The organism is Arthrobacter sp. 35/47, from assembly GCF_000520475.1.
Taxonomy (GTDB): domain Bacteria; phylum Actinomycetota; class Actinomycetes; order Actinomycetales; family Micrococcaceae; genus Arthrobacter_D; species Arthrobacter_D subterraneus.
This window is the reverse complement of sequence record NZ_KI914582.1, coordinates 85946-94711: the sequence shown is the minus strand read 5'-3', so window position 1 is coordinate 94711 and position 8766 is coordinate 85946. Positions and strand designations below refer to the sequence as shown.

The window sequence follows — 8766 nt, the reverse complement described above, 5'->3', positions numbered from 1 at the left end:
TGCCCCGCCAGAAGGTTTCGACGGCGCGGCCCGCGAGCCGGCCCAGCCAGCCGGGCACGGATCTCTGCGGTTCCGGAACGCCACCAGCGGCGCAGATGCGGGCGAGGAGTTCCCCGATGGGCCGCGGTTCGCCGTTCGTCACCACCAGCGCCTGACCATGCACGTATTCCATGCGGGCAAGCGCCGCAGCAATGGCCGAGGCGGCGTTGTCCACGTAGGTCGTGTCCACGAGCGCAGTACCGCCGCTGAGCAGCGGAAGCCGTCCCACCCGTGCGCGGCTGAGGACCCGCTCCACCAGTTGGGCGTCACCCGGTCCCCACACGATGTGCGGACGGACCGCGGTGACGGCCAGGTTCCTGCAGTCAGCAGCCAGGGCGAGGATTTCCGACTGCGCCTTGGTCTGCGCATAGGCGCCGTGCACGCGTTGAGGATTGGCCGGCTCCGCGGCCGCGCCCACAAGGGAATCGCCGGTGTGCGCCACGGAGGGCGATGAAACCTGAACAAAGCGTTCCACTCCGGCAGCCCGCGCCGCCTCCAGGAGATCCGCTGTACCGTCTACGTTAATCCGGCGGAAGTCGGCAGGGTTACCGGTGAAGGACACCTTTGCCGCGAGGTGGATAACGCCCTCCATCCCGGAAACGACACGCAGGAGGCCGGCCCGGTCACCGAGGTCTCCGGCCACATCCACCGCCCCGGGGACACCGGAGGGACGGCGTTGGAAGGTGCGGACGGTATGGCCGTCCCGGACGAGCCGGGAAGCCACGGCAGCGCCGAGCATCCCGCTGGCACCGGTGACGAGAACCTTCACGGGGCCTTCCTCCCGCGGCCTTCCAGTACGTCGGCTGCCCATTTTGCGACGGCGGCACGGTCGATTTTCGCATTGTGGCGGACATCCGTGGGCAGCGCAGGGAGGGTCAGCACCGCAGCCGGGGACAAGCCGCCCGTGCTGAGCGCCTGCCTGACGCTGTCTGCCAGGCCGGTCGGCGCGAGACCCGATGCTTTCCCACCGTCCGCCGGTACGACGACGGCGACAGCGGCCTGGGTGCCCGCCGGCCCCACTCCCACCATGGCGGCCTGACGAACGGCGTCGAGCTTTTCGATGGCCTGCTCGGGTCCAACCGGTGTGAGGACTCCCGATGCAGAGGTGATCACGTGGGCGAGCCTTCCCTCGACCCAGAGCCGCCCGTCGCGATCGAGATGCCCGACGTCGCCGGTCCGGTGCCAGCCCGCGGTTCTCGACGATTCCCGCTCTGTCAGCCACAGCCGGAAATAACGGTCCTTGACGTGCGGGGCGCGCACGAGGATTTCACCGGTGACACCGGGTTTCGTGGTGGGTGTGCCGGAGGCGGCGCCACTGGAGTCGAGGGCGCTGATGCAAATTTCCGCTGCAGGCACGGCACTGCCCACGCAGACACCGTTTCCTGTTCCCGGCACGGGCAGGGCAGCGGCTTTTCGGATGCCTTCGCGGTCTATGTCGGTGACGGGGAGGACCTCAGTCATGCCGTAGGGGGTGTGCAGGGAAGCACTGGGCACCAGTGCCTGCAGCTCCTCCAGCAGACTCGACGGAATGGGTGCCCCTGCGGAGAGCAGAATCTTTATCCGGCGCAGCGCCTGCCCGCCGCGCGGCGTGATGTCCGCCGCCGTAGCCAGGACGTTGCGCAGGGCGGCCGGTGAGGCAAACACCGTGGTGGCCTCGATGGCTGCCGCCGCGTCGGACAACGCGCGCGCCGTGAGGGTCCCCGGCGCAGTCACGTCCATTGCGGGGGTGACTGAGGACGCGCCGAGCGCGGGTCCGAGGAGTGCAAAGGGTGCAAAACCGGCCACGAGTGCACTGCCCGGCGTCAGTCCGAGAGTGACGGCCAGGGTGTCACGCATCGCGGAGAGCTGACGGTGTGTGTAGACCACTCCCTTCGCCGGTCCTGTTGAACCGGACGTGAACAGGATTGCGGCGTCGGAGTCGGGGGAGGGGTCGGCTCCCTGGTAGGCGGAGCTTCCCCCGGAGAGGTCACTCAGGTGGTGGGTGACCCCGAGGAGCCGGGCGCGCGAGGCAGGCACCGGTCCGGCGCTGATGCGTGTGCCGGGCCAGCCGAAGACGCGCGCTGCAACCAGTGCCCGCTCGATGCCCACCAGGAAATCCGGAACCGTCCCGCGGACTGCACGGCTGAGGCCTTTTGCTCCAAGCCCGGCGTCGGCGAGCACAATGACAGCGCCGAGTCGTAGGCATGCGTAGATCAGGACAGTGAGCTCAACTCCGGGCGGGACCATCAGGCTGACTCTGCTGCCGGACCTGACGCCGATCCGGTGCAGGCCTGCTGCGAGCCTGCTGACCCTGTGGTCCAGTTCCCGCCAGGAGAGGAGCCGGGCCACTTCGCCGTCGGTCCCCATATCGGCGACGGCCGGCGTGCTGGCGGAATCCCCTGTGCCGCGGTCCCGGATCTGCTGCCAGAGCGGAGTGAATGAGCCGGCGGAGGCACATGCGGGCACCTTCGCACCGGAGATGGACTCACGGTCACCAAGCCAGTCGAAGATGGGTGCGGCGATGTCGCGGTCCTCGGCGACCAGATGGCCCGCACCTTCGAACCGGTGTACGTCGGCCTGCGGGAGGCGCCTGGTGAGGTCATTGAGATAGGTGTCCGAGAAGATGGGGTCCTCAGGGCCCCACAGCATCAGCACCGGCACATCGAGCGTGCGGATGTTTCCGGCGATTCGGGTCAGTTCGGCATGGCTCGGATGGGCGGGCCCAACGGGGATGTCGGCGACGAACTGCTCGATGCCCCGGCGCCGCGAGGCCGTGCGGTAGGGCTCGCGGTAGGCCGCCCGCACCTCGGGGGAGAGCCGGGGGCGTGCCAGCGCGAGTGTGGTTTCAAGGAAGGCAGGGGTGGTGGAGGTGCCCAGCCGGTGTACGGCCCCGTTCAGGGCCAGCCGGAGCGGCGCGGGAATCGGAGCGTTGGGATCCTGATGAATCGCGGTATTGGTCAGGACAACCGCAGCGAGGTCCTCGCGGTTGCGGTCCGCGAATCCGAGGCTGACAACCCCGCCCCAGTCGTGGCCGACGGTGACCAGCGGGCCGCGGAGCCGAAGCGCACCCGTGAAGTCCTCGAGGTCACGGATCCGGTCAGCCAGCCTGCGCTTCCGGCCGCTCCGCTCTGAAAGACCCATTTCGAGCTGGTCCACGGCAACAACCCGCCACCCCTGCCTGGCGCCGGCTGCGAGGAGCGTTCGCCAGAGATAGGACCACGTGGGGTTCCCGTGCACGCACAGGAGCGTGCCGCGCGTCTCGCCGACGAGGGAGGGCAGATTGTCCAGGTAATGCCACCGGTTGACGGTTCCGTCAGGGTCCACGGCGGCGGTGGACGGCACGTCGAGGTAGGTCGACCACATCGGGTCGACGCCGGGAAGTTCTACCACTCAATCTCCAGCATTGCGGTGTTGAGGCCGGATCCCACGCCCATGCACAGCACCCGGTCACCCGAGGTCAGGGTCTGGGCCTCTGCCGCAAGGGTCATCGGAAGGGAGGCCGGTCCCACGTTTCCCCACCGCGGGAAGGTCTGGGGGACCTTCTTGGGATCGAGGTTCACGGCCTCGATGATCGCGTTGGTGTGTGTGGTGCTCACCTGGTGGGTGATGTAGCGGTCCATGTCCGCCCACTGCCACTGGGTCTGTGCCTCCTCCCAGGCCTCGACGACCAGCTGGAGGCCGCCGTCGAGCAGGCCCTGGGCATCGGTGTACATTCCGTCGATGCCGCCGACGCACAGCTCGTGGTGTTCTGTCCCGGCACGGGCAACGCCTCCCAGGATGCGATGGGATCCCGGGTGCAGGTCAGCCGGGCCGAGGATAGCGGCGGCTGCACCGGAGCCCAGGGTGAGGGTGGCGAACTCCTGCATGAAGCTTTCCCGTGTGGCGCTGGGCGAATTCAGGCGCCTGAGCGTCGCTTCCTGGGTGGCCTGGGCGTCTTCCCCGTTGACCACCATGGCGTACTGGATCTGCCCCGCCTCGATCATGTTGGCTGCCAGGGTGATGCCGTTGACAAAGCCGAGGCACGCATTGGCGACGTCGAAATTCATGGCGGAGGAGGGCAGGCCCAGCCCGTTGTGGATCTTGACGGCAACGGATGGCTCAAGGTTTGTCCGCGACACGGAGGTATTGATCAGCAGCCCGATCTGGGAGGCTTCAATGCCCGACGACGCAAGGGCCTTGGCCCCCGCTTCGATGGCGCCGTCCTCGAAGCCGGTCTCCGGCGCCCACCAGCGGCGCTCCGTGATGCCGGCTACCCGTTGCAGGAGGCCCTTTGAGAGCCTCAACCGGCGAAGCGCCGGAGAGAGGATGCGATCGAACTCGGCTGAGGTGATGATGACCGGCGCTTCAACACTTTCCACGCCGAGGAGAGCGGTGTTGCGATGTCGGAAGTTGAAGTTGCCGGTCAAATTTCCTGCCTCGTGTCCGTCTGTTCCCTTGCGGGGTGATCCGCGGGTCCGCTGTTCGCTCCACCGGAACCGATAGCGCATGGCCGGCATTGGATGCCAATCTGGAAATGATAAGCATACTTCGGTTACTAACGATCCTGGGGAAAGCCTAGTTCCTCCAGCACATAAGGGCACGTTGACCCGGCGGGCCGGGGGCAGCGGATCACTGTGGAAATACCAATGATTCCCGGTTGAACGCAGTAGATTGTGGGTAACGTACCCCTCCTGGAGAACCTGAGTCCCGTGCACCTGAAAAGTCTGACTGTCCGAGGCTTCAAGTCTTTTGCCTCCGCGACGACCTTCGACTTTGAGCCGGGAGTGACCGCCGTCGTCGGCCCCAACGGGTCCGGGAAGTCCAATGTCGTCGACGCACTGGCCTGGGTCATGGGCGAGCAGGGTGCCAAGACGCTCCGCGGCGGGAAGATGGAGGACGTGATTTTCGCCGGCACCTCCGGGCGGCCTCCGCTGGGCCGGGCGCAGGTGTCCCTCACCATCGACAACACCGACGGCGCGCTGCCCATTGAATACTCGGAAGTGACCATCTCCCGCACGCTGTTCCGCGCCGGCGGATCCGAGTACGCCATCAACGGAAGCAACTGCCGGCTCCTTGACATCCAGGAGCTTCTGTCCGATTCCGGGCTGGGCCGGGAGATGCACGTCATTGTCGGACAGGGCCAGCTTGACCGTGTGCTGCACGCAACGCCCGAAGACCGGCGCGGGTTCATCGAGGAGGCCGCGGGCATCCTCAAGCATCGCCGGCGCAAGGAGAAGACGGTCCGCAAGCTTGAGGCAATGCAGGCGAACCTCACCCGGCTGACGGACCTGACCGGTGAGATCCGGCGTCAGCTGACACCGCTGGGCAAGCAGGCCGACATCGCCCGCCGCGCGCAGCAGGTGCAGTTCGAGGCCCGCGATGCGCGTGCCCGTCTGCTGGCCGACGACCTGGTACAGCTGACCACCTCGTTTGAGCAGGAGATTGCGGACGAGACCGCCCTGAAAGAGCGCAGGGCCGAGGTCGAGGCCCTCCTTGAGACGGGACGGTCCCGGCAGGCGGAGCTTGAGCGGCTCGCGGCGGAGGCAACACCGAAGCTGAATGCGGCACGCGACACCTGGTACCGGCTCTCATCCACCAGGGAACGGTTCCGTTCCCTGGGCAACCTGGCCGAGGAACGGCGCCGCCTGCTGGGATCCGTGGACACCCCGGCGGAGGGCGGCCGGGACCCGGAGGAACTGGACCGGCAGGCGGCTCTGGTGCGGGCGGAAGAATCCGAACTGCAGGAGCACATTGCCGAACGCACCGAGGTGCTCGAGGACGCCCTGGAACAGCGGGCTGACGCGGAGGACGCGGCGGCCGCCGAGGAACGGCGCCTTGCCTCGCTCCTGCGCGCCGCAGCGGACCGGCGGGAGGGCCTGGCCAGGCTGTCCGGCCAGGTCGGCGCAGCGCGTTCCCGCGTGGAGGCCGCCGAGGCAGAGCTGGGCAGGCTCCGGGAATCCGTCGTGGAGGTGGCTGAACGGCGCCGCCGCGCACAGAGCGATTTCACCGCCCTGGAATCCCAGGTGGCAGGCGCGGAGGAGGGTGAGGAAAGCCTCGACGCCGACTATGAGGAGGCCGGCGCGGCACTGGAGGCGGTGCTTGAAGCGCTTGAGGAACTCCGGGCTGAGGAACGCGCAGCGGAGAGGGAACGTGATGCCCTCTCCGCACGCATCGAAGCACTGCGGCTCGGGCTGGAGCGCAGGGACGGGTCCCGCGTGCTGCTGGATGCGGGGGAGGAGGGGGTGCTCGGCCCGGTCGCCGGACTGCTGTCCGTCGAGCCGGGGTATGAGGCTGCTATCGCGGCAGCCCTGGGCTCCCTCTCCGAGGGAGTGGCGGTGGATTCCCTCCAGACCGCGGGAGCCGCCCTCCGCCGCATGAAGGACGACGACGCCGGGCGGGTGGAGCTGCTGGTCGCCGGCGCGGACCCCGAGACAGCGGATCTGCCGGCCGTGCCGGACGGCGCACGTGCAGCGGCCTCGCTTGTCACCGCCCGCGGCGGGCTGGAAGGGGCGGTCCGGAGGATCCTGGCGGCCGTCGTCGTCGTTGATTCCCTCACCGAGGCCGCAGCCATGGTGGGACAGTACCCGTCGCTGACCGCCGTAACCCGCGAGGGTGACCTCTATACGGCTGTTTCGGTGCGGGGAGGCACCGCCGCGGCGCCCGGCACCCTCGAGGTGCAGGCTGCCGTAGACGAGGCGTCGGAGGCGCTGCGTACCGCCACCGAACGCTACGAGCGGGCACGGTTCGGGATCTCCGCAGCTACCGCACAGCGCCGGGAAGCCCAGGAACGGGCGGACGCGGCGTTGGAACGGCTGCACGAGTCGGACGCGCGTCTTGCCGCCGTCGCCGAAAAGCTGGGCCAGCTGGGCTCCGTGCTGCGCTCGGCGTCAGGGGAGACGGAGCGGCTCACCCGCCTGGCGGAGTCAGCCGAGGCCAATCTCGCTGCCGAGCAGGAACGCCTGGAAGAAATCACGCTGAGGCTGGCGCACGCCCAGGACGCTCCCGCGGACGTGGAGCCGGACACCGGGACCAGGGACACGCTGGCGCTCGCCGCAACGCACGCGCGGCAGGCCGAGATGGACGCACGGCTTGCGCTGCGCAGCGCGGAGGAGCAGCTGCGGGCAACGTCGAACCGGGCAGCCTCACTCGAGCATGCAGCGCGGACCGAGCGGGCCGCCCGGGAACAGGCCGCGGAACGGGCGCGGATCCGCCGGCTGCAGGGTGCCAAAGCGACGGCGGTGGGCCAGGCCGTGCGGCAGGTGCTCGCCTTCCTTGACGTTTCGGTTGACCGCGCGGGGCGCGCCCGGAATGCTGCCGAGGAGGTGCGGTCGGCGTGGGAATCGGAACTCGCGGGGGTACGGAGCCGCAACGAGGCGCTGCTGACCGAACTGGCGGAGCTGACCGACTCGGTGCATCGGGATGAACTGGCTCGTGCCCAGCAGCGGCTCAGGATCGAGGCTCTGGAGAACCGGTCCATTGATGAACTGGGCCTCACCGCTGACCACCTGATTGCCGAGTACGGTCCGGACCAGCCGGTTCCTTCCGCGGCGAAGTCCGCTGACAAATGGGCGGAACTGCGGATGGCCGTGGACGACGACGGCAATCCGGTCCGCGAAGGCGTGCCGTTTGTCCGCGAGGAGCAGGAGAAGCGGCTCAAACGCGCCGAGCGCGACCTGTCCTCGCTGGGCAAGGTGAATCCGCTGGCGCTCGAGGAATTTGCGGCGCTGGAGGAACGCCACCAATTTCTCAGCACCCAGCTTGAGGACCTGAAGGCCACCCGGAAGGACCTGCTGGACATCATCCGGGAAGTGGACGAGCGGGTCGAAGAGGTTTTCACCGCCGCTTACCGTGACACGGCGGCGCAGTTCGAGCGCGTCTTCGGGCGCCTGTTCCCCGGCGGTGAGGGCCGCCTGGTGCTGACAGACCCGGATGACATGCTGACCACCGGCATCGAGGTGGAGGCGCGGCCTGCCGGCAAGAAAATCAAGCGGCTCTCACTGCTCTCCGGCGGCGAAAGGTCCCTCACCGCCGTCGCGCTCCTGGTGGCGATCTTCAAAGCGCGGCCGTCGCCGTTCTACGTGATGGACGAGGTCGAGGCAGCGCTGGATGACACCAACCTCGGCCGGCTCATCACCATCTTCGAGGAACTCCGGGAATCCAGCCAGCTCATCGTCATCACCCACCAGAAGCGCACCATGGAGGTGGCGGACGCCCTGTACGGCGTGACCATGAGGGGCGACGGCGTGTCCACGGTGATCAGCCAGCGGCTGGTGGACGCCTGACGGGCTGGCCTGCCTCGCCCAGGGTTTCCCGGGCCGCAGTCCACATCAGAAATGCCGCCAGGGCGGTCACGCCGGTCAGGCCGAACGCCCAGCCGTAGGAAAACGCATCCACCAGGAGCCCGGCCAGGATCGGGCCGAAGATCGCACCGGTGTCGGTGCTCATCTGGAAGGCGGCGAGCACCTTTCCGCCGCTGCGCTCGTTGCCGATCACATCGGCAACGGCTGCCTGCTGGGCCGGATTGAGGATGCCCGCGCCGATGCCCGCTATGACGGACACTGCCAGGAAGGCGACCACATCAGTGGTGAGGCCGAGGCCGGCCATGGCTGCACCGTTGACCGCCAGGCCGGTGAGCACCAGCGGCTTCCGGCCGAGTGAATCGGCGAGCCTGCCGGACACGGTGAGGGCCAGCGCGGTGCCTCCGGCGAAGAAGGCCAGCGAGATCCCCGCCACCTCCGGGCCGGCGCCCAGCACGGCGGCCGCGAACAG

Annotated in this window: 5 protein-coding genes; 1 reads left to right on the top strand and 4 read right to left on the bottom strand. The window is 68.5% G+C overall.

The window, feature by feature from the left end:
- From X803_RS17195 to X803_RS0101955, 3 genes are all read right to left on the bottom strand, one after another.
- Positions 1 to 808, bottom strand: an 808-nt coding sequence (locus X803_RS17195; RefSeq protein WP_051470360.1) for an NAD-dependent epimerase/dehydratase family protein, incomplete at its 3' end; no start/stop codon positions are given.
- Entirely contained in the window at positions 805 to 3381 is a 2577-nt protein-coding gene (locus tag X803_RS0101960; protein ID WP_035777568.1) for an alpha/beta fold hydrolase, read from the bottom strand. The genes X803_RS0101960 and X803_RS17195, both read right to left, overlap by 4 nt.
- 20 nt (positions 3382 to 3401) lie before the next feature.
- Positions 3402 to 4424 (bottom strand): 3-oxoacyl-ACP synthase III, encoded by a 1023-nt coding sequence (locus tag X803_RS0101955; protein ID WP_026543813.1) that lies wholly within the window; start codon positions 4422 to 4424, stop codon positions 3402 to 3404.
- A 282-nt stretch (positions 4425 to 4706) separates the two neighbouring features.
- Here X803_RS0101955 and smc point away from each other — a divergent pair, with 282 nt between their 5' ends.
- Complete coding sequence (smc, locus tag X803_RS0101950) at positions 4707 to 8279, top strand: chromosome segregation protein SMC (protein WP_026543812.1); 3573 nt, start codon at positions 4707 to 4709, stop codon at positions 8277 to 8279.
- Here the strand turns inward: smc and X803_RS17190 are convergent.
- Positions 8254 to 8766, bottom strand: a 513-nt coding sequence (locus X803_RS17190) for an MFS transporter (protein ID WP_035777501.1), incomplete at its 5' end; no start/stop codon positions are given. The genes smc and X803_RS17190 overlap by 26 nt on opposite strands.

Excerpts from the sequence above, each read along its gene's own strand:
- X803_RS0101960 (WP_035777568.1), bottom strand. The coding sequence starts at position 3,381 with ATGTGGTCGACCTACCTCGACGTGCCGTCCACCGCCGCCGTGGACCCT.